General features: G+C 72.8%; 19 protein-coding genes. 8 read left to right on the top strand and 11 right to left on the bottom strand.

All coding sequences use genetic code 11. The features are described 5' to 3' along the window. The first annotated feature begins 266 nt into the window (after nt 1–266). The 4 genes from D2L64_RS01165 to D2L64_RS01150 all read left to right on the top strand — a co-directional run bounded on the left by D2L64_RS01165 (nt 267) and on the right by D2L64_RS01150 (nt 5,591). Nucleotides 267–1,676, top strand: a complete 1,410-nt coding sequence (locus D2L64_RS01165) for a glycosyltransferase family 4 protein (protein ID WP_119572548.1) — start codon at nt 267–269, stop codon at nt 1,674–1,676. A 211-nt stretch (nt 1,677–1,887) separates the two neighbouring features. Then, nucleotides 1,888–2,544 carry a response regulator transcription factor gene (locus D2L64_RS01160; protein WP_119572823.1) on the top strand — a complete coding sequence of 219 codons (657 nt, stop codon included), beginning with the start codon at nt 1,888–1,890 and terminating at the stop codon, nt 2,542–2,544. Nucleotides 2,545–2,683: 139 nt separating this feature from the next. Beyond that, nucleotides 2,684–4,810 carry a M14 family zinc carboxypeptidase gene (locus D2L64_RS01155; protein WP_233558693.1) on the top strand — a complete coding sequence of 709 codons (2,127 nt, stop codon included), beginning with the start codon at nt 2,684–2,686 and terminating at the stop codon, nt 4,808–4,810. A 94-nt stretch (nt 4,811–4,904) separates the two neighbouring features. Beyond that, nucleotides 4,905–5,591, top strand: coding sequence for a fasciclin domain-containing protein (locus D2L64_RS01150; protein ID WP_158603427.1), 687 nt, complete (start codon nt 4,905–4,907; stop codon nt 5,589–5,591). A gap of 93 nt (nt 5,592–5,684) precedes the next feature. Here D2L64_RS01150 and D2L64_RS01145 read toward each other — a convergent pair whose 3' ends face one another. From D2L64_RS01145 to D2L64_RS27465, 4 genes are all read right to left on the bottom strand, one after another. Then, the gene (locus D2L64_RS01145) at nt 5,685–6,968 is read right to left on the bottom strand and encodes a citrate synthase (protein WP_119572546.1); all 1,284 of its coding nucleotides are present in this window, start codon (nt 6,966–6,968) and stop codon (nt 5,685–5,687) included. A 244-nt stretch (nt 6,969–7,212) separates the two neighbouring features. Next, complete coding sequence (locus D2L64_RS01140; RefSeq protein WP_119572545.1) at nt 7,213–9,300, bottom strand: sulfatase-like hydrolase/transferase; 2,088 nt, start codon at nt 9,298–9,300, stop codon at nt 7,213–7,215. Beyond that, entirely contained in the window at nt 9,293–10,744 is a 1,452-nt protein-coding gene (locus tag D2L64_RS01135) for a class I SAM-dependent methyltransferase (RefSeq protein WP_119572544.1), read from the bottom strand. The genes D2L64_RS01140 and D2L64_RS01135 overlap by 8 nt, the downstream gene beginning before the upstream one ends. A 10-nt stretch (nt 10,745–10,754) precedes the next feature. Beyond that, nucleotides 10,755–10,904, bottom strand: coding sequence for a hypothetical protein (locus D2L64_RS27465; protein ID WP_199714358.1), 150 nt, complete (start codon nt 10,902–10,904; stop codon nt 10,755–10,757). 191 nt (nt 10,905–11,095) lie between these two features. On the opposite strand from D2L64_RS27465, the gene D2L64_RS01130 reads away from it, so the two are divergent. Further along, the gene (locus tag D2L64_RS01130) at nt 11,096–11,500 is read left to right on the top strand and encodes a VOC family protein (RefSeq protein WP_119572543.1); all 405 of its coding nucleotides are present in this window, start codon (nt 11,096–11,098) and stop codon (nt 11,498–11,500) included. A 62-nt stretch (nt 11,501–11,562) separates the two neighbouring features. On the opposite strand, the gene D2L64_RS01125 is transcribed toward D2L64_RS01130, so the two are convergent. The 4 genes from D2L64_RS01125 to D2L64_RS01110 form a co-directional block, all read right to left on the bottom strand. Further along, nucleotides 11,563–12,249 (bottom strand): helix-turn-helix domain-containing protein, encoded by a 687-nt coding sequence (locus D2L64_RS01125; RefSeq protein WP_119572542.1) that lies wholly within the window; start codon nt 12,247–12,249, stop codon nt 11,563–11,565. Between the two features lie 47 nt (nt 12,250–12,296). Continuing rightward, nucleotides 12,297–13,739, bottom strand: a complete 1,443-nt coding sequence (locus D2L64_RS01120; RefSeq protein WP_119572821.1) for a sensor histidine kinase — start codon at nt 13,737–13,739, stop codon at nt 12,297–12,299. Between the two features lie 17 nt (nt 13,740–13,756). Beyond that, nucleotides 13,757–14,500 (bottom strand): response regulator transcription factor, encoded by a 744-nt coding sequence (locus D2L64_RS01115; RefSeq protein ID WP_407663042.1) that lies wholly within the window; start codon nt 14,498–14,500, stop codon nt 13,757–13,759. 82 nt (nt 14,501–14,582) lie between these two features. Continuing rightward, the gene (locus tag D2L64_RS01110) at nt 14,583–14,804 is read right to left on the bottom strand and encodes a hypothetical protein (protein WP_119572540.1); all 222 of its coding nucleotides are present in this window, start codon (nt 14,802–14,804) and stop codon (nt 14,583–14,585) included. A gap of 191 nt (nt 14,805–14,995) precedes the next feature. Here D2L64_RS01110 and D2L64_RS01105 point away from each other — a divergent pair, with 191 nt between their 5' ends. The 3 genes from D2L64_RS01105 to D2L64_RS01095 all read left to right on the top strand — a co-directional run bounded on the left by D2L64_RS01105 (nt 14,996) and on the right by D2L64_RS01095 (nt 17,713). Continuing rightward, the gene (locus D2L64_RS01105) at nt 14,996–15,943 is read left to right on the top strand and encodes a serine/threonine-protein kinase (RefSeq protein WP_119572539.1); all 948 of its coding nucleotides are present in this window, start codon (nt 14,996–14,998) and stop codon (nt 15,941–15,943) included. A 61-nt stretch (nt 15,944–16,004) separates the two neighbouring features. Continuing rightward, a complete protein-coding gene (locus D2L64_RS01100; protein ID WP_119572538.1) occupies nt 16,005–16,427 on the top strand; it encodes an OsmC family protein in 423 nt (140 codons plus the stop codon). A gap of 419 nt (nt 16,428–16,846) precedes the next feature. Then, nucleotides 16,847–17,713 (top strand): hypothetical protein, encoded by an 867-nt coding sequence (locus D2L64_RS01095; RefSeq protein WP_119572537.1) that lies wholly within the window; start codon nt 16,847–16,849, stop codon nt 17,711–17,713. A gap of 60 nt (nt 17,714–17,773) precedes the next feature. Here the strand turns inward: D2L64_RS01095 and D2L64_RS01090 are convergent, their stop codons facing one another. The 3 genes from D2L64_RS01090 to D2L64_RS01080 all read right to left on the bottom strand — a co-directional run bounded on the left by D2L64_RS01090 (nt 17,774) and on the right by D2L64_RS01080 (nt 19,765). Beyond that, a complete protein-coding gene (locus D2L64_RS01090) occupies nt 17,774–18,223 on the bottom strand; it encodes a response regulator (RefSeq protein WP_119572536.1) in 450 nt (149 codons plus the stop codon). A 58-nt stretch (nt 18,224–18,281) separates the two neighbouring features. After that, nucleotides 18,282–18,641 (bottom strand): STAS domain-containing protein, encoded by a 360-nt coding sequence (locus D2L64_RS01085; protein WP_119572535.1) that lies wholly within the window; start codon nt 18,639–18,641, stop codon nt 18,282–18,284. Between the two features lie 77 nt (nt 18,642–18,718). Next, on the bottom strand, nt 18,719–19,765 hold the full coding sequence (locus tag D2L64_RS01080) for a cobalamin B12-binding domain-containing protein (RefSeq protein WP_233558692.1): 1,047 nt from the start codon (nt 19,763–19,765) through the stop codon (nt 18,719–18,721). Nucleotides 19,766–19,772: the final 7 nt, after the last annotated feature.

Raw genomic sequence — 19,772 nt, 5'->3', positions numbered from 1 at the left:
CGGGTGTCCGGCCGACCGACCCGGGATGAATCCTCACGGTGCCGTCAGTCACTGTGACCGTCCTCAAGGTGCGGATCCGGCCGGCATGACGTTTCCTTGGTGTCGGGCAAGTGCTCACGCGCCGGCGATCCCTGATCCGCGGGTGCGCGGTCGCGCGCTCTCGATCCTCGCACCGTCGGCCGCGTACGCGCGTGTCCGAAACCCAACGTTGTTCCCTCGCCGCCATCGTCGTCGGCGCGTTCCCTCCTGCACGGACGGAGACTGATGTGACGACCCTGCGGATCGGCGGGCGTACCGCCACCGCCACGGACCGGGTGCACCGGCCCACGCTCACCTCGCGACCCCAGATCCCGGCCCAGCCGGGCCCGGCCACCCCGCCGCGGACCCACCGCATCCTGATGCTGTCCTGGGAGTTCCCGCCGGTGCTCGTGGGTGGCCTGGGTCGGCACGTGCACGCCCTGTCGACGGCCCTGGTCGCCGCCGGGCACGAGGTCACCGTCGTCACCCGGCACGCCGAGGGCGCCCCGTTGGAGGAGTACGTCGACGGCGTACGGGTGGTGCGGGCCGCCGAGGATCCGGTGACCTTCCCGCTGGCCACCGAGAGCCTGCTGGCCTGGACGATGGCGTTCAACCACACGCTCACCCGGGCGGCCCTGCGGGCCGCCGAGACCGGCGGGTACGACGTCGTCCACGCCCACGACTGGCTGGTCGCGCACACCGCGATGACCCTGCGCGAGCACCTCGACCTGCCGCTGGTGACGACCATCCACGCCACCGAGGCGGGCCGGCACCAGGGCTGGCTGCCCGGCGAGATGAACCGCACCATCCACGGCGTCGAGCAGTGGCTCGGCGGCGAGTCGACCCGGGTGGTGGTCTGCTCCGGCTACATGCGCGACGAGGTGACCGGGCTGTTCGGCGTGCCGGCCGGTCGGGTCGACGTGGTGCCCAACGGGGTGGAGCCGCACCGCTGGCGCGCGCCGGCGACCGCCGTCGCCCGGGCCCGGGCCCGGTTCGCCGGTGCCGGTCCGCTGGTCACCTTCGCCGGCCGGCTGGTGTACGAGAAGGGGGTGCAGCACCTGCTGGCCGCGCTGCCCCGGCTGCGTGAGCGGCACCCGGGCCTGCGCGCGGTGATCGTCGGCGACGGCCCGTACCAGGGTGAGCTGGCGGCCGACGTGCGGCGGCTCGGCCTGGCCGACACGGTCAGCCTGCCCGGGTTCCTCGGTGGCACGGAACTGCCCGCGGTGCTGGCCGCCTCGGACTGCTTCGTGGTGCCCAGCATCTACGAGCCGTTCGGCATGGTCGCCCTGGAGGGCGCCGCCGCCGGTGCGCCGCTCGCGGTCGCCGAGACCGGCGGGCTGGCCGAGATCGTCGAGCCGGGTGTCACCGGGACGACGTTCCGCCCGCACGACCCGCACTCGCTGGCCGAGGCGGTGCACGCCCTGCTGTCCGACCAGGAGAATGCCCGGACGCTGGCCCGGCGGGCCCGCACCATGGTGCACGAGCGGTACGGCTGGGCGGCCATCGCCAGCCGGACCGCGGCCACGTACGCGGCGGCCATCGCGCAGGCCCCGGGCTTCACCGCCGAGCAGGCCGCCCGGCAGATGGCGCACGGCCGGGCACGCGCGGTGGTGCCGGAGGGCAACCTGCTCGCCGCCGCCGGTCTGCGCACCGGCTGATCCGGGCCCGGTCCTCCCCGCACCCCGTCGGGCTTCGACAGATGTCGGAACCCGACGGGGTGCGGTTGCTCCGCCTGTCGACCTCCACCGGAACCAGACCCGTTCGGGCCGCCGATTCTGCCGTTACGATCTTGTATCCGCACTGGTCAACGGCCGTTCACATCCGACAGACTCGCGTACATCCAACGGGGGCGGGTCGAGGAGGGTGTCGGTGCGGGTGCTCCTGGTGGAAGACGACCTACGCGTGTCGGCGGGGCTCGCCTCGGCGCTGCGGCGGCGGGGGCACGAGGTGGTGCAGGCGGTCACGGCCGCGGAGGCGGTCGAGGCGGAGCCGGTCGACCTCATCCTGCTCGACATGAGCCTGCCCGACCGCGACGGGCTGGAGGTGTGCCGACGGATCCGTCAGCACAACGAGGTGGTCGCCATCATCGCGGTGACCGCTCGCGGTGAGGAGCAGGACCGGGTGGCCGGGCTGCGCGCCGGTGCCGACGACTACGTGGTGAAGCCGTTCTCGATGGTGGAGTTGCAGGCGCGTATCGAGGCGGTGATGCGCCGGACCACCCGTACCGTCCAGACGGTGGCGGCGTTGCAGGTGGGCGCGCTGCGCATCGACGTCGACGCCCGACGGGTCTGGGTCGCCGACCGGGAGGTCGGCCTGTCCCGCAAGGAGTTCGACCTGCTGGTGGCGCTGGCCCGGCAGGCCGGCACGGTGGTGCCCCGGGACCGGTTGCAGTTGCAGGTCTGGCAGACCACCTGGGCGACCCGGCACAACCTGGACGTGCACGTCGCGGCGTTGCGCGGCAAGCTCGACGACGCCGGACTGGTGGAAACGGTACGCGGTGTCGGGTATCGGCTCCGGGCGGGCTGAACCGCCGGTCGGCGGCGGCGACACCACGGGGCCGGGAATCTCAGATGATCCTCAAGATTCCCAGCTCGCGGCCCCGCGACCGGTCGGTGGCGGGTGTGCTGAGCGGTACCCAGCCATCCCTCCTGTTTGGAGATCCCCTTTGCGATACAGACGGACAACGGCCGGTGTCTTCTCCAGTCTGCTCGCCGCCATCCTCGCGGCGACGGCGCTGCCCGCCCAGGCCCACGGCCAGCTCGCGGGTACCGCCCTGCAGCTGCAGGCGGAGCCGAACCAGGTGCAGGACGTGACGGTCGTCCAGGGTGCCGGGTACGCGACCCTGGCCTGGACCCACGTCGACGGGGCCACCGACTACCAGATCGAGCGGACTCCGGTCGCCGACGACGGCACCGCCACCGGCAACTCGGTGATCGTCGGTGTCTGGCGTCCGAACCGGCAGATCAACAACTCCGAGCCCACCTTCGCCGACGCCGGGTTCGCCCCCGGCAACCGGTTCCAGTGGCGCGTGCGGGCCCGCTTCGGTACCACGGCTCAGCCGTACTCGGCGCCGGTCGCCGGCACCACCAACGCCCACTGGGGCGACCCGGGCACCCCGGGGCAGAACCTGCGTACCCAGTGGGAGAACACGCTGGGCGCGCAGTACACCAGCGACGTCAACGAGTACGCCTACACGGCGGCGATCGACGAGCTGAGCGACCGGGTCCGGGTGGTGGAGATCGGCCGCACCATCCAGAACCGGCCGATCAACATGTTCGTCATCGGCTACCCCACGCCGCCGGCCACCCCGGAGGCCGTGGCCGCGACGAACCCGCTGCTGGTCAACTGCAACGTGCACGGCAACGAGCCCGGTGACCGTGAGGCCTGCTTCATCATGGCCCGGCAGTTGGCGTTCACCGACGACCCGGCCACCCTCGACCGGCTGTCGAAGACCACGATGCTGATCCTGCCGACCATCAACGGTGACGGCCGGGCGGCCAACAGCCGGGGCAACTCCACCGGTCAGGACCTGAACCGGGACTACTCGCTGATCCGCCAGCCGGAGACCCAGACCTTCGTGGAGATGATCCGCGACTACCGGCCGATCGCCAGCTACGACGGGCACGAGTACGGCAACACCAACACCGGTGACCTGCCGATGCTGCCGCCGCGGCACGCCAACGTGGCCCAGGGAATCTTCGACGAGTCGCAGCACATGATCGAGGGTCACATGTACACCCAGGGCGCCAAGGACGGCTGGTGGGCCTGCCCGTACGGGTGCACCGGGGCCAACGTGGGCCTGGGTGAGGAGACCATCCTGCGCAACACCCTCGGCCTGAAGAACGTGGTCAACTCGCTGCTGGAGCTGCGCAGCTCCGGCGGACCGACCCGGCCGGACGAGGGCAACACCGCCAACAACCGCCGCCGCAAGACGTACTCGGCGCTCTGGACGTTCAACCAGTTCCTCGCGTACCACGGGGCGCGCGTCGGCGACATCACCGCCGCCCGGGCCGAGGCGATCAAGTTCCAGTCGGCGAACACCGGCCGGATCGTCTTCCGGGGTTCCCGTCCGATCGAGGCGTACCCGGCTCCGCACCCGGGTGACACCCCGCCGCCGGTGGACGCGCCGACTCCGGAGCGGATCCTGGAGCAGGTGCCGTGTGCCTACAAGCTCACCGAGGAGCAGTACCACGGGGCGCGGACCGACGGTCCGGCCGGCCGGCAGACCACCGTGGCACAGCGGCTCGCCGCCCACGGCTGGAAGGTGGTCAAGGTCGCCGACGGCTACCTGGTGCCGATGTCGCAGCCGGAGCGGGGTCTGGTGCCGCTGCTGCTCGACGGGCAGGCCGCCGAGGGCCTGGTCGCCGGTGAGCGGGTAGCCCCCACGCTGACCGGTACCCACAACGGTCCGCTGACGGTCTCCGGGGTGGCCTGCCTGGACGGCGCCACCGTCCGGGGTCCGGTCCGGGTCCAGCCGGGCGCCACGCTGATCGTCAACGGTGGCTCGATCAACGGGCCGGTGGACGCCAGCGGCGCGGCCGGGTTCGTGCTGACCGACAGCACGGTCAACGGTCCGGTCAACGTCACCGGCGTCCGGGGCCCCGTGGTCCTGGTCGGCAACAAGGTGAGCGGCCCGGTCAACGTGGTCGACAGCGCCGACGTGGCACCGCTGATCGCCGGAAACACCGTCAACGGCCCGCTGGGTTGCACCGGCAACGGCATCGCGCCGACCAACCTGGAGGTCGCCAACTCGGTCAGCGGTCCGAAGTTCAGCCAGTGCGCGAGCCTGTGAGCTGAGCTGAGCCCGCACCGATGACCGTCGTACCGGCAGGCCGGTTCCGCGCCCGGCCTGCCGGTACCCCTCACCAGCGGAAGTGGAGCAGATCGTGACCGACACCCTTGCTTGGGCCGCGCGACCGCCGGCCCGCCGGGATCGCCGGCGGGCGACGCTCGTCGGCGCGGCTCTCACCCTCCTCGTCGTGGCGAGCGGCTGCACCGGCGCGAACGGCGGATCCGGTACGTCGTCCGGCCCGCCGGTGACGGTCAGCGTGACCGGACCGCTCTGCGACCAACTGCCGGCCGGGGACGAGCCGGGCAACCCGGGCTCGCTGGCCGGTCAGCCCGCCGACCAGGCCCTGCAGTGGATCCCGGTACTCACCACCTTCGAGGCGGCGGTACGGGCCACCGGCCTGGCCGACGAACTGACCGGAACGCCGGGGGTGACGATCCTGGCCCCGACCGACGACGCGTTCGCGGCCAAGTTCTCCCGCACCAACCTCGACGAGTTGCTGCTGCACGACACCGACGAGCTGCGTGGGCTGCTGCGCGACCACGTGGTCACCGGCTCGTTGCCGGTTGCCGAGCTGGTCGACGCCGGCAGCGTGACCACCCTCGCCGGTACCCGGCTGGCCGTCACCGGCCAGGAACAGGGCGCCCGCGTCGCGGACCGGGCCGACACGGTGTGCGCGGACTACCAGGCGTCCAACGCCCGGATCCACGTGATCAACCAGGTACTCGGCTCGCTGCCCACCACGGCGGGCACCGAGGACGACCACGACCACACGGCACACTGACCGCCGCGGGGCTCAACCCCCTCCTCGCGGACCACGACGGCCGCCGTCCCCCGATCGGGGACGGCGGCCGTCGTCCGGTGCCGCGAGGAGCCGTCAGCGCTTCTCGAGGGGGAGGTAGTCCCGCTCGGTGGCGCCGGTGTAGATCTGCCGCGGACGACCGATCTTCGTCTCCGGGTCGTTGATCATCTCGCGCCACTGGGCGATCCAACCCGGCAGCCGGCCGAGGGCGAACAACACCGTGAACATCTTCGTCGGGAAGCCCATGGCCTTGTAGATCAGGCCGGTGTAGAAGTCCACGTTCGGGTAGAGCCGCCGGGAGACGAAGAAGTCGTCGGCGAGGGCGATCTCCTCCAGCTGCATCGCGATGTCCAGCATCGGGTCGGGCTTGGCCATCCGGCCGAGCACGTCCTGGGCGGCCTTCTTCACGATCGCGGCGCGCGGGTCGTAGTTCTTGTAGACCCGGTGGCCGAAGCCCATCAGCTTGACGCCGTCCTGCTTGTCCTTCACCTTGCGGACGAAGGACTGCACGTCACCGCCGTCGGCCTGGATCCGCTCCAGCATCTCCAGCACCGCCTGGTTGGCGCCGCCGTGCAGCGGGCCGAACAGGGCGTTCACGCCGGCCGAGACCGAGGCGAACAGGTTGGCGTTGCTGGAGCCGACCAGCCGCACGGTGGAGGTCGAGCAGTTCTGCTCGTGGTCGGCGTGCAGGACGAACAGCATGTCCAGTACGCGGGCCATCACCGGGTCGACCTCGTACGGCTCCGCCGGCACGCCGAACGTCATCCGCAGGAAGTTCTCCACGTAGCCCAGCGAGTTGTCCGGGTACAGCAGCGGCTGCCCGATGGACTTCTTGTAGGCGTACGAGGCGATGGTCGGCACCTTCGCCATCAGCCGGACCGTGGACATCTCCACGTGCTCGGCGTCGAACGGGTCCAGGCTGTCCTGGTAGAAGGTGGAGATGGCGCTGACCGCCGAGGAGAGCACCGCCATCGGGTGCGCGTCCCGGGGGAAGCCGTCGAAGAACCGGCGCATCTCCTCGTGCAGCAGCGAATGCCGGCGGATCCGCTCGCTGAACTCGGTCAGCTGCTCGCCGGTCGGCAACTCGCCGTAGATCAGCAGGTAGGAGACCTCCAGGAAGGAGCTCTTCTCGGCCAGCTGCTCGATCGGGTAACCCCGGTAGCGCAGGATGCCCGCGTCGCCGTCGATGTAGGTGATCGCGGACGAGCAGGCGGCGGTGTTGACGAAACCCGGGTCGTAGGTGGTGAGTCCGGTTTCCTTCAGCAGCTTGCCCACACCGATACCGGCGGGGCCCTCGACCGCGGAATGTACCGGCATCGACAGCTGCCCGCCGGGGTGATCGAGCTTGACTTCCGTCATGTGTTTCCTCGCTTCGCCGGCAGATCTACGTTGAATTGCCTTCGCTTCTACCGTAATTGCGGTGGCGACAACACCGCCCGCGGTGGTTCGGCGGTGAGGTATGCGTCACCCGATTCCCGACCGGACGGCTGGGAAACCCCGACGACCAGGACGGAAAGGAACGGACGGCACACGAAGCGTGGAAGTACGCGAGCGGGACGAAGCTGTGCGACGGCTCGACGGCCGGGTCACGAGCCGGTACGGCTCAGGAGATGGTCAGGTGACGCAGGCCACCGTCGGCCTCGACGAGGTACAGGTCGAGCCGGTTGGCGCCGGGGTGGAAGAGCCGGTCGTCGGCGATCAACGCGGCGAAGCGACGGCCGCCCGGATCGGGGGCGACCACCGGCACCACCGTGGCCACGGTGCCGTTGACCGCGACCGCCAGCGCGGTGCCGTCGGGAACCTGGTCGGGCAGGGTGCCCCAGATCATCGCCGGCAGGTCGCCGCTGTCCGGGTCCACCGCGCGGAAACCGTCCTGACCGCCGACGCGGGCGGTGGGGCCGGGCGGCGCGGCGCCCACGCCGGTGCCGACCAGCGGGTGCGGCGCCGGGGGCGGCTGCGGCCCGGGCACCCCGCCCTCGATCGGGGTCGGCTCGGCGGGCCGGTCGTAGAACACCTTGCCGGGATCGCGCGGTGCCTGGCGCGCGGAGCGGCCGTCGACCCGGTGCGGCAGCCGGATCGCGGCCTCGTCGGCGATCGTGGGCAGCAGGTCGACGTGCTCCCAGTTGCGGTCGTCGATCCGGCCGGCGCGCTGCCCGGGCGTCTTGACGAACATCGGCACCCAGGCCACCTCGTCGGCGGCGGCCCGGATGGCGTCCATCCCCCGTCCCTGCGCGCCCTTGGTGAAGCTCACCCCGTGGTCGGCGGTGACCACGACCAGGGCCTGGTCCCACAGCCCGTTGTCGCGCAGCGTCCGCAGCGTCTCACCGATCAGCCGGTCGGTGTAGCCGAGTTGCGCGAGGTGCCGGGCACGGGCCAGGTCCACCCAACCGTCGCCCTCGTTGGGGAACTCCTCGGGCGCCTCGTAGCGTGCGCCCGAGGGCAGGTAGGCCCACGGTGAGTGCGGCATCAGCAGGTGCAGGAAGTGCAGCGTCGGCCGGGCCGAGGGGGTCAGCCCCTGCAGGAAGCTGGTGAACCGGGCCGGCTGGTTGACGTTCAGGCTGTCCCAGCGGAACTTCGGGTCGTCCGGCACCGGCTCGGCCGCGTCGATGCCCGCCTCTTCGACGGTCTGTTCCCGGTACGAGTTCTCCGGGTCGATCCGGCTGTCCCACGGCGCCGTCACCTGACGCAGCAGCCGGCCGGTCTCGCGGGTCAGCACCCCGAGGCCCTGTTCCGGGGTGACGGGCTGTTCACAGCGGCTGGGCGGGCAGAGCCGGGTGATGCTCTCCTCGGCGCGGATGTCGTACAGCCCGCCGAAGGCGGTGAAGAGGTTGTCCGGGTAGTGCGAGTAGTGCGGGGCGACCGGCTCGGCCGGGTACCGGCCGGTCAGCATCGCCGGCAACGCGTACGGCGTCCAGCCGCTCACCCCGGTCGCGTTGCGGTACCAGGTGGAGGCGTCGGCCAGCGCCGCGAAGTTCGGGAACCGTTCGGCGTCGATCCCGCCGTCCGCGCCGAGCAGGGAGACCAGCGGCAACTCGTCGAGGACCAGCATGACCACCGGTGGGTGCAGGCTGCCGGTGGCCGTACCGGCCGCGCCGCCGTCGCCACGCGGCAGCACCACCGGCGCGGTCGGTGAGGCGAACAGGAACAGCCCGACGAAGATCAGCGGACCGGCACCGGCCAGTCGCAGCACCCGACCCGGGGCCCGCCACCGCCGGTGCGCGGCCGCCGCGGCGGCGCCGGCCACGGCGGCCACCAGCAGCAGCGGTACGCCCCGCAGCGGAGTGAGGTGGCGACCGACCTGCACTGCCAGCGCGGCCACCAGCAGGCCCACCAGCAGGGTGTGCGTCGCCGCCCGCACGGCCGGGCCGGCCAGCCCCGACAGCACGCCGAGCAGCCCCACCGCCACCGGCGGCAGGACCGCGATCAGGGCCACCAGCAGCAGGATCTCGCTCCGGTCGGCACGGTGGAACAGGAAGAAGTCCGGGCTGCGGCCGAGCACGTCCAGCAGCGGCTGGGTGATCACCAGTCCGAGCAGCGCGGTGGTCTCCAGCAGCCGCCCCGTCTCGGCCCGCCAGCCGCCACACCCCCAGCGCCACCGGCGTACCCGCGGTCGGCGTACCTGCGGACCGTCGGCGGGTGCCGACTCGCCGACGCCGACCGGACCGACCTCGACCGGGGTACGGTCAGCCACCCAGGGCCACCCGGTAGAGGGTTCTGCTGCCCGAGGGCAGTTCCAGCCGGTCTTCGACGGTGCCCCGGGCGGCGAGCAGCGCCTCGAAGGCGTCCCGCCGATAGTCGGGGAAGATACCGTCGGGTTTGTTGGCCAGCAGCCGGCGGGCCATCGCGTCCTCGGGGTGGACGAACTCCACCACCAACCGGCCGCCGGGCGCGGCCAGCTCGGCGAGACACCCGACCACCTCGGGCAGCGGTACGTTGCGGCCGATCGCCAGGTGGTGCACCAGGGCCAGGGCGAGCACGGTGTCCGCACCGGCCCGGGCGGCGAAGGAGGCCCGCTCGACGCCGCGCCAGCCGCCGCCGGGCGACGGGTCGGCGAGGTCCATCACCAGCGGCAGCACCCGGCGCTCACCCTCGCCGCGCAGGGTGCGGTAGAGCCGGTCGACCACCGCCGGGTCCTGTTCCACGGCGACGACGTGGTCGGCGTGGCGGGCGGCGATCCGCGAGTACCGGCCGTCGTTGGCGCCGAGGTCGAGCACGAGTCGTCCCCGACCGGCGCTGGTCAGCGCGGCGGTCACGAACCGTTCCTTGGCGGCCCGGTCGGCCTCGGAGTAGCCGCAGGTGCGCTGGTAGTCCACCCAGTGGCTGGCGGGCGGCTCGTGTTCCAGGCGGCGGACCAGCTTCTCCATCCCGCGTACCGAGGCCAGCGCCAGTTCCCGGCTGTAGCCGGCGTCGCGCAACTGCTCGCGTACCGCGGCGGTGCTCCGGTCGGCGTTGCGGCGTTGCGCCCGCCCGTGCAGGTGGACGTGGGTCGGCACGCCGGGCAGGAAGCGGCGGGCGCCCTTGAACAGGCGGGCCATCTGGTCCGGTTCGATGCCGTCGACCCGGGCCCGCAACCACGGCTGGAAGTCCAGCCCCAGGTGGGCACCGAGCAGCAGCGGGTAGAGCAGGGTCTGGCAGAACTGCCGGTAGCCGGCCCAGGGTTCCCCCTCGGCCAGCGGGGCGAACGAACCCACGTCGATGAAGACCGGTTCGGTGCCGCGCCACTGGAGGTTGTACGCCGATCCGTCCTTGGTGGTGAAGCCGGCCGGCAGGGCGGCCCGGAGGATCTCCAGGTGCAGCAGCGCGGCGTCGCGCAGCATCGAGAAGGACCACTCGTACGGGTGCGAGACGAACGGGATGCGTTCGTGCCGCAGCAGCGCCGCCCAGTTCGCCGGTGCCGCCTGCGCCGGCAGCTCCTCGGTGCCGCAGACCTTGCCGGCGGCCATCAGGGGCGGGAAGAAGGCGCTGCCGGCCAGGGCCCGCCAGTGTGCCGCCGCGGTCTCGTCGAGCGCGCGCAGTACGTCCGGCCCGGCGTGGAAGATCCGGTTCGCCGGGTCGCGGAACGAGCCGGGTTCGGCCCGCAGGTCGGTGTCGGACGGTGCCGGCCGCCCGGCCGGGCCGGGGTGCGGGATCGTCATACCGGGCGGGTCAGCTCTGGTCGGTGGGCTGGCGGCGGAAGCGGCTGACCAGTCTGCGCCAGTAGAGCTTGGCCGCCACCGCGACGCCGGCGACCCCGCCGACCACCGCCTGCACGATCAGGCTGCCGGATCCCGCGTCCAGGTAGGCCAAGTGTTTCACCGACCGCTCCTTTCCCCTCGCCATGTCCATACCCGGCATTACCACAGAATGTTCATGTTTCGGATTTAGATGGTCGAGCCGGACTTCTGCCACCGTACGCTGCTCTTCGCTGTCCTGTCGGGCACAACGCCCACTTCTTCCCGACCGTTTCGTTCAAGACGGTGACCGGGGACCGTCCGTAGCCTGCCCCCATGACGCCTGAACTGGACCTGATCGGCCTGGTCACCACCGACCTGGCCCGCAGCCTGGAGTTCTACCGCCGGCTGGGGCTGGAGATCCCGTCCGGCGCGGAGCAGCAGCCGCACGTGGAGGTGACGTTGCCCGGTGGCCTCCGGCTCGCCTGGGACGACCTCGCCACCATCCGGTCCTTCGACCCGGACTGGACCCCGCCGGTGGGCAGTTCCCGGACGTCGTTGGCCTTCCGCTGCGCCGAGCCGGCGGAGGTGGACCGCTGGTACGCCGAACTCACCGCCGCCGGGCACCACGGCCACCGGGCGCCCTGGGACGCTGTCTGGGGCCAGCGCTACGCCGTGCTGCACGACCCCGACGGCAACGCCGTCGACCTGTTCGCCGCCCTCCCGGCCCCGCCGGAGTGAAGGGTCCGGGCCGCCGGGGCGCAACCTCACGCCGCGACCGGGCCGCCGCGAGACGCCGGGGCTCAGCCGGTGAGCAGCGCCGTGGGCGGCACCCCGGCGAGATCCCGGACGTCCCGGGTCAGGTGGGCCTGGTCGGCGTAGCCGCTGCGGGCGGCCACCTCGGCCAGGGACACGCCGGTACGGGCCAGCGCCAGCGCCCGGTGCATCCGCAGGATCCGGGCGAGGGTCTTCGGACCGTACCCGAACAGGTTCCTGCTGTGCCGCAGCAGGCCGCGCGGGTCGAGGCCGACCTCGGCGGCGGTCGCGGCCACCGTGGCGCCGGCGGCGAGCGCGGCGGCCACCCGGGCACCGAGCGGATCCGGGCCACCCGCGACCCGCAGCCGGTGCGTGGCCAGCTCGACCAGGACGCGCGCCGGGTCGCGCTCGGCCCGCTCGGCCAGCGGTTCGACGACCCGTGGGCCCCACACCTGCGGCAACGGCACCCGCTGGTCGCGCAGCCGGACCGCGGGCACGCCGAGCACCGCCGGACCGACCCCGGGCGGCAGCCGCAAGCCCACCCACCGCTCCCCCGGCGCACTGGTGCCGAGGTGCGCGGTGCGGTCCGGACCCGCCACCAGCAGCCCGACCCGGCTGGACCAGAGCAGGTCGACGCAGCCGTCCGGCAGCACCCGGGTGGTCACCGCAGCCGCCGGTGCGGTGCTGGTCCACAGCACCGCACCGGCGACGCCGGCCGATCGTTCCCGGTACACGCCACCAGCCTGCCACCCGGCCGGTCGGACCCGCCGGTGCGCCCCGCTCAGGCCGGCGGGTCGACGCTGGGCTGGGGCAGCCGGACAGTGAAGACGGTGTGCCCCGGCCGGCTGCGTACCGCGACGCCGCCGTGGTGGGCCTCCACCACGGCGGCGACGATGGCCAGGCCGAGGCCGGTGCTGCCGTGGGCCCGGGAGCGGGAGCTGTCGCCGCGGGCGAAGCGTTCGAAGACCTCGTCACGCAGTTCCGGCGGTACGCCGGGACCGTCGTCGGTGACGCTGAGTTCGGCGACGTCGTCGGCCAGCCGCAGGCTGGTGGTGACGGTGCTGCCCGGCGGCGTGTGCACCCGCGCGTTGGTCAGCAGGTTGGTCAGCACCTGATGCAGCCGGGCCGGGTCGCCGGGCACCCGGACGACCTGTTCGGGCAGGTCGAGCTGCCAACGGTGCTCGGGACCGGCGACGTGGGCGTCGCTGACCGCATCCACCACCAGCGCGGTGAGGTCGACCGGCTCGACCGCGAGCGGCCGACCGGAGTCCAGCCGGGCCAGCAGCAGCAGGTCGTCGACGAGGCTGGTCATCCGGGTGCTCTCCGACTCCACCCGGCGCAATGCGTGCGCCACGTCGGCCGGCACCTGGTCGCGGCCGCGGCGGGCCACCTCGGCGTAGCCGCGGATCGCGGCCAGCGGCGTACGCAGTTCGTGGCTGGCGTCGGCGACGAACTGGCGTACCCGGGTCTCGCTAGCCTGCCGGGCGGCCAGCGCGGCGGCGACGTGCCCGAGCAGCCGGTTGAGCGCGGCCCCCACCTGCCCCACCTCGGTACGCGGATCCGTGTCGGCCGCCGGTACCCGTTCGGAGAGCGCCACCTCGCCCCGGTCCAGGGGCAGTTCGCTGACCCGACCGGCGGTGGCGGCGACCCGGCGCAGCGGGCGCAGGGTGGCCCGGACGATCAACGTGCCGGCGGCACCGGCGACGAGCAGGCCGACGGCGGTGACGCCGGCCTGGGCGAGGACCATCCACCACACGGTGTCCGCCACCTCGGTCAGCGGCACGCCGAGCACCCGTTCGGTCCCGCCGGAGGACGGCCGGGCGACGACCCGGTAGCTGCCCCGGTCGCCCAGGTGCAGGGTGTGCGCCTGGCCGTCGGTGGGCACCGTGGCCAACGCGCCGACCTGGTCGACCGGTACCGCCTCCTCCTGCCGTTCGGCCAGCGTCCACGCCTCAATGACCTGCCCGTCCACGACGCGGGCGTCGATCGTGCCGGGTGGGAAGCCGCGCGGTACCCGCACGTCGGACCAGGGCGGGCTGCCCGGACCGGGCTCCCACGGCGTCGCGCCGCGGACCCCGGTCATCGGGAGCAGTTGGGCGTCCACCCGGGAGATCAGGAACTGCCGCAGCGCGGCCGTGGTGATCCCGCCGATGGCGAGGCTGACCACGGCCAGCAGGGCGACCAGGGTGACCACCAGGCGGGTCCGCAGCGACCGTCCCGCCAGCCACCGCCGCACCCCGTTCACTCCGCCGGCTTGAGCAGGTACCCGGCCCCGCGCAGCGTGTGGATCATCGGCTGCCGACCGGCGTCGATCTTCTTGCGCAGGTAGGAGATGTACAGCTCGACCACGTTGGCCTGGCCGCCGAAGTCGTAGTTCCACACCCGGTCGAGGATCTGCGCCTTGCTCAGCACCCGCCGGGGGTTGCGCATCAGGTACCGCAGCAGCTCGAACTCGGTGGCGGTCAGGGTGATCAGCTGCCCGTCGCGGCGCACCTCGTGGCTGTCCTCGTCCAGGCTGAGACCGCCGACGGTCAGCACCGCGTCCGGCCGGGTGGCGACGGCGAGGCCGGAGCGGCGCAGCAACGCCCGCAGCCGGGCGATCACCTCCTCCAGGCTGAACGGCTTGGTGACGTAGTCGTCGCCGCCCACGGTCAGCCCGGCGACCCGCTCCTCCACCGCGTCCTTGGCGGTCAGGAAGAGCACCGGCACGGTGGGGTCGTCCTCGCGCAGCCGACGCAGCACCTGGAAACCGTCCAGGTCCGGCAGCATCACGTCGAGCACCACCGCGTCGGGCCGGAACTGCCGGGCGGCGCGCAGCGCCGTCATCCCGTCGCCTGCCGTACGCACCTGCCAGCCCTCGTACCGCAGCGCCATCGACATCAGGTCGGTCAGGGTCGGCTCGTCGTCGACCACCAGCACCCGCACCGGCTCCCCGTCGGGCCGACGCAGCTCCACGCGACCCGACCCGAGCTCTCCCTCGGTCATCACGGCCCCCATCGTGGTCCGGCCCGCTGGATCCGGCTTGTGTGAATCCTGTGGGCCGACTGTGCGGGTGGAGGCCCGCCGGTCACTCGGTCACACCGACCGGATCGGTTCGGACGAAACGCATCGTCCAGACCGTGCCGTCGGGCCGCTGCCGCGCGTAGAGATGGTCGGCGGCCGGCGTGGGCGCCGCCGCGGGCCGGCGGAGCACCCACAGCCGGGGCGGCGCGCCGTCCGGGCCCGCCGGCAGCGTCCGAATCAGGTCGTGGGCCGGGCCGCCGACGAAACGTACGGTCACCTCACTCATCACCCGTTCCCCTCCCACCTCTCCGGCACCTCGGCGCCCCGGCTCGCACGCTAACGCACCAACCCCGTCCTGAGGCCGGTTTGCCCTGATCGGAGGTGGGGTACCGTGCCGAAGCCACGGGCGCGGCGCGGGTCGCACCGGGCGAGCCGCGCCGAGTCGCGGCGAGGCGGCACGAGGGCAGGGAGCGGTCGATGAGGACGCTGGACGGGCGGTACCGGCTCGAACAGCGCATCGGTATCGGCGGCATGTCGGAGGTCTGGCGGGGGCACGACGAGGTGCTGGACCGGCCGGTGGCGGTGAAGCTGGTGTCGCCGGGGCTGGACGGCGAGGGATCGGTCGAACGCATCCGGGCCGAGGCCCGTTCGGCGGCCCGGCTGGTGCATCCGAACGTCGCCAGCGTGCACGACTTCGGCGCCTGCGCCACGGTGCCCGGCCGGGAGGCGCCGTACATCGTGATGGAGCTGGTGCCGGGCGAGACGCTCGCCGTCCACCTGCGCGCCGGCCCGCTGGACTGGCGGATCGCGGTACGGGTGTGCGCCGAGGTGAGCGCCGCGCTGGCCGCCGCCCACGCGCACGGCATCGTGCACCGCGACGTCAAGCCGGCGAACGTCATGCTCACCCCGGCCGGGGTGAAGGTGCTCGACTTCGGCATCGCCGCCCCGGCCGGCGCCGACGACCCCACGCCCGAGGGCATCGTGGTCGGTACCCCCGCCTACCTGGCACCGGAGCAGCTGTGCCGGGCACCGGCCACCCCGGCGGCGGACATGTACGCCCTGGGCGTACTGCTCTACTACTGCCTGACCGGACGGCTGCCGTACGCGGCCGACAGCGTCACCCAGTTGCTCGGTCCGGACCGGCGGCAGCCGCCGCAGCCCCTGCCCGAGGTGCCGGGGCTGCCCGCCGAGGTGGCCGAGCTGTGCCGGCGCTGTCTCGCCGAGGATCCGGCCCGCCGGCCGAGCAGCGTGGTCGCCGCGCTGCTGCTGGCCGAGGCGGTGGACGCCCGGGTCTACGTGCCGATGCAGCAGCCGCTGCTGCCCCGACCCCGACCGTCGTCGGTCAGCCCGTGGAACGACCAGGCCGCCGCCGCGGCCACCGAGGCGGCGGGCGCGCTCCGGTTCACCACCCGGCACCCCGGCTGACCCGCCGGTTTCACCGCACCACCGGCGGGTAGCCGGGCGGGGAGTGACGGGGAGGAACACGATGCCGAGTTCCTGGCTGAACGAGATTGCCACCGCGACCGCCGAGGGCGGCCACATCCACACCGACGACGAGGCGCTCTCCACCACCCTCGCCTCGCCGCTGGCGGCGCACTGCACCGGGCTGACGCCGTCGCAGCTGCTCGCCGCCGCCTTCGCGTCCTGCCTGCACCACGCGGCGGTGGAGGCGGCGGGTGGGATCACCGACGAGGCGCACACCGTGCAGGTACGCGCGGAGGCGAAACTGGGCCGGGACGACGACGGCCGGTACCGCGCCGACGTGCACGCCTCGATCGCCTCGGTCGGGTTGAGCCGGCAGCAGCTCGCGGAGTTGGTCGAGCACGCGGAACAGTTGTGGCCGTTCTCCAGCGCGGACGGCAGCCGGCACCGGCTCACCGTCACACCGGCGGAGAACGGACGGCACTGAGCCGTCCGCCGGCCGCCCCTTCACCGGTTGGCCCTTCACCGGTTGGCCCTTCACCGGCTGGCCCTTCACCGGTTGGCCCGGCGGCCGGTTGGCCCGGCGGCCGGTTGGCCCGGCGGCCGGTTGCGGTGTCGGCGTACCGCCCGGCGCTGGACCGATCAACCCTCTCCGACGCGACTCCGGGCCGACCCACGGGTCGGCCGTTCGGGGGATGCGCACCGGGACTGGAATCGACCTCGACGAGATCACCAGTTCCTGCCCGCCTGTCCCGGCAATTACGATATAAAGGGAATTACGGATAACGGCGGGATATCCGCTATCGGGACGATCGCGGAGAATCGCGCGACGAATAGCAGCAAACTGTGACCCATGCCACCAACCGGGCCGATGGCAGCGGGCCGCAAGCTTTCTAGCCTCGGCGGGTGCATCCCGACGACCAGATCGACCAGAAGCTGACCCCCCAGCAACCGGCGAGCCGCTCGGCCGATGGAGCATCGTCCGAACGGGTGGGCGGCCGGCACCGCGCTGCGGTTCCTCCGCGCCGCGGCGTCCGGGCCCTGCTGGCCTCCACCCCGATGCGGGTGGCTCTCGCCACGGGCGTGACCTGCTGCCTCGGCGCGACCGCCGTGGCGGTGGCGGCCACCCGCGAGGCCGCCGAGCCGGTGCCCCTGCCCCGGGTGGCCGAGGCGGTCGCCGACCGTGCGCTGGCCGCCGAGGACGACCCCGCCTCCCGCTCCCTGGAGCGCAGCCCCTCCCCCACGCCGGCAAGCCCCAGCCCCAGTCCGTCCGCCTCCCCGACGGCCAAGCCCTCGACCAGCCCGAAGCCGAAGAAGTCGCCGGCCAAGCCGGCCCGCCCCAAGCCGGTCGCCGGGCTCACCCAGGCACAGATGGACAACGCCAAGGTGATCGTGGACGTCGGTGTCGAGATGAAGATCCCGCGTCAGGGTCTGGTCGTCGCGGTCGCCACGGCGATGCAGGAGAGCACCCTGCTCAACTACGCCAGCGGCGTGCTGCCCGAGTCGCAGGAGTACCCGCACCAGGCCATCGGCTGGGACCACGACTCGGTCGGCCTGTTCCAGCAGCGGCCCAGCAGCGGCTGGGGCACGGTACGCGAGCTGATGCGCCCGGCGTACGCGGCACGGGCGTTCTACACGGCGCTGCTCGAGGTGCCCGGCTGGCAGCAGATGAGCCTGACGATGGCCGCCCAGGCCGTGCAGATCTCCGCCTACCCGTACGCGTACGCGCAGCACGAGGAGCGGGCCAGCACAGTCGTGGCCGCGCTGACCTGACCGCCCCGCCCGACCGACGCGCGGGGACGGCGGTCGCCGTCGGTATCGACGGCGACCGGGTCAGCCCCGCTGCTTGGGCAGGACGACGACCCGACCGAAGAACTCGTCGATACGGTGGACCACGTCGTTGAAGTCGTCCAGGTCGATCGGCTTGGTGACGTACGCGTTGGCCTGCAGCGTGTAGCTGCTGATGATGTCGGTGTCCGCGTTCGAGGTGGTCAGTACGACGATCGGAATGGTCCGCAGGTCGTCGTCACCCTTCACCTCACCCAGCACCTGCCGCCCGTCCTTGCGGGGCATGTTCAGGTCGAGCAGGATCACGTCCGGACGTTGGGCGCCGGTGTGCCGGCCCTCACGGCGGAGGAACTCCATCGCCTCCTGGCCGTCACCGACCACGTCGATGACCTTGTCGACGTCCGAGGTCGCCAGGGCTTCCTCGATCATGAGCACGTCGCCCGGGTCGTCATCCACCACGAGGATGCGAACCGGGTCAAGGGTACGAGCGGCCATCACTACCTGCCTCAGGTCGGCGAGCACGGAGTCTGCGAATCTCGCGCTGGCGGGGAATCTAGCCCATGGCCGGACGATCGGTGGCCGAAGGGTCGGCCGGGTCGGTGGGGTAACCCAGCACCTCGGACAGGCCGGTGACCTTGAGTACCCGCTCCACCCGGCCGGTCGCGCCGGTCACCCGCAGCCACCCACCCGCCGCAGCCGCCCGGTTGTCGCCGCGAACGAAGACCGCGATACCTGTCGAGTCACAGAAGGTGAGGTCGGTCAGGTCGACCAGGAGTTTCCGCTCCCCCGCGTCGGTCAGCCGGTCGATCACGGCAGTCAACTGGGGTGCGCTGCCCATGTCCAGCTCACCGGCAAGGCGGAGGTGGGCCGGCCCACCTCCGTCACGTTCGGCGTACGTGACGGTGAACGTCACGGCAATCCCCTCTCGCCACCCAGGACGGATGCTTGCAGTGAGGCAAGTATAGGGCGATCCCCACGGCGGGCCGCAGTTTACGCCTCCGGTGCGGACGCCCGCCGCTCCGGCGACGGCAACGATACGTAACCGTCGGCGAGATAGCCCGCGGCGCGCGGGAAGTCACGCAAGGCGCCGGAGAGGTGACGCAACGTACCGGCAATCGCGACGGCCGGCACCCCCCGACTGTCCAGAATGGCCTCCAGCCACTCGACGAACTCGGTGAACAGGGATCCGTCGTCGACATAGAGGGCGGCGGCCAGGAAGTCCAGGATGTAGCCGAGGTCGCTGACCGTGGAGTCCAGCTGGGACGGCGTGTAGACACGGGTGGCCGGCATCCGGTGCGCCAGCTCGGCCAACGCACTGTCGATCAGTTCAGCGCGGCGGCTGATCAGGCCCGCGTACTCGTCGTCGGCCAGCTGCGCGAGACCGGCGGGCGGGCTCGCCCGCAACGCCCGTTCGTCGGCGAGCAATTCGGCGGCGGCCGGCGCGTCCGGCGCCCAGGCGACCCCGAGCCGCCGGGCCCACCGGCCGTCCACGCCGAACCCGCGGCCACCGACCACGATCGGCACGTCCGAACGCCGGCACGCCTCGATCATCCGGTGCGCCTGCGGCAGCCGCATCGGCAGCGCGCAGGCCAACGCCACCGCGTACGCGTCGTGCCGGTGCAGATACGACACCAGGTGCGCGGCGGGCACGCTGGCCCCGAGGAAGGTCACCTGCCAACCCCGCAACCGCAGCACCTCGGCGACCAGCCGCGCCGGCAGCGCGTGCCACTCGCCGTCCATACAGGCCACCACGACCCGGCCCCGCTCCGGGCGCACCCCGGCGTACGCGGAAACCGCCGCCACCACCTGCTCGCTGACGTGCGTGGCCGCGTGCTCCTGGGCCACGTTCCACTCGTTACGCGCCCACCGCTCCCCCACCTCGGCCTGTGCCGGGGCGACCAGATCCAGCAGCACCCGGTCGGCGGGTACCCCGGCGTCGAGCAGCCCGCGCGCCACCTCGACGGCGGCCGACTCGTCCGCCTCGGCGAGACACCGCAGATACTCGGGGTACGCCGCCGCCGGCAAGGCTCCCGTCACCGCGACG

Source organism: Micromonospora radicis (genome assembly GCF_003583405.1).
Lineage (GTDB): Bacteria > Actinomycetota > Actinomycetes > Mycobacteriales > Micromonosporaceae > Micromonospora > Micromonospora radicis.
This window is presented reverse-complemented; position numbering and strand designations above follow the sequence as displayed.

What these genes read in the sequence shown, in the direction of transcription:
- D2L64_RS01105 (WP_119572539.1), top strand. Translation starts at nt 14,996, where the DNA reads ATGAGGACGCTGGACGGGCGGTACCGGCTCGAACAGCGCATCGGTATC.
- D2L64_RS01110 (WP_119572540.1), bottom strand. Translation starts at nt 14,804, where the DNA reads ATGAGTGAGGTGACCGTACGTTTCGTCGGCGGCCCGGCCCACGACCTG.
- D2L64_RS01115 (WP_407663042.1), bottom strand. Translation starts at nt 14,500, where the DNA reads ATGACCGAGGGAGAGCTCGGGTCGGGTCGCGTGGAGCTGCGTCGGCCC.
- D2L64_RS01100 (WP_119572538.1), top strand. Translation starts at nt 16,005, where the DNA reads ATGCCGAGTTCCTGGCTGAACGAGATTGCCACCGCGACCGCCGAGGGC.
- D2L64_RS01130 (WP_119572543.1), top strand. Translation starts at nt 11,096, where the DNA reads ATGACGCCTGAACTGGACCTGATCGGCCTGGTCACCACCGACCTGGCC.
- D2L64_RS01135 (WP_119572544.1), bottom strand. Translation starts at nt 10,744, where the DNA reads ATGACGATCCCGCACCCCGGCCCGGCCGGGCGGCCGGCACCGTCCGAC.
- D2L64_RS01090 (WP_119572536.1), bottom strand. Translation starts at nt 18,223, where the DNA reads ATGGCCGCTCGTACCCTTGACCCGGTTCGCATCCTCGTGGTGGATGAC.
- D2L64_RS01145 (WP_119572546.1), bottom strand. Translation starts at nt 6,968, where the DNA reads ATGACGGAAGTCAAGCTCGATCACCCCGGCGGGCAGCTGTCGATGCCG.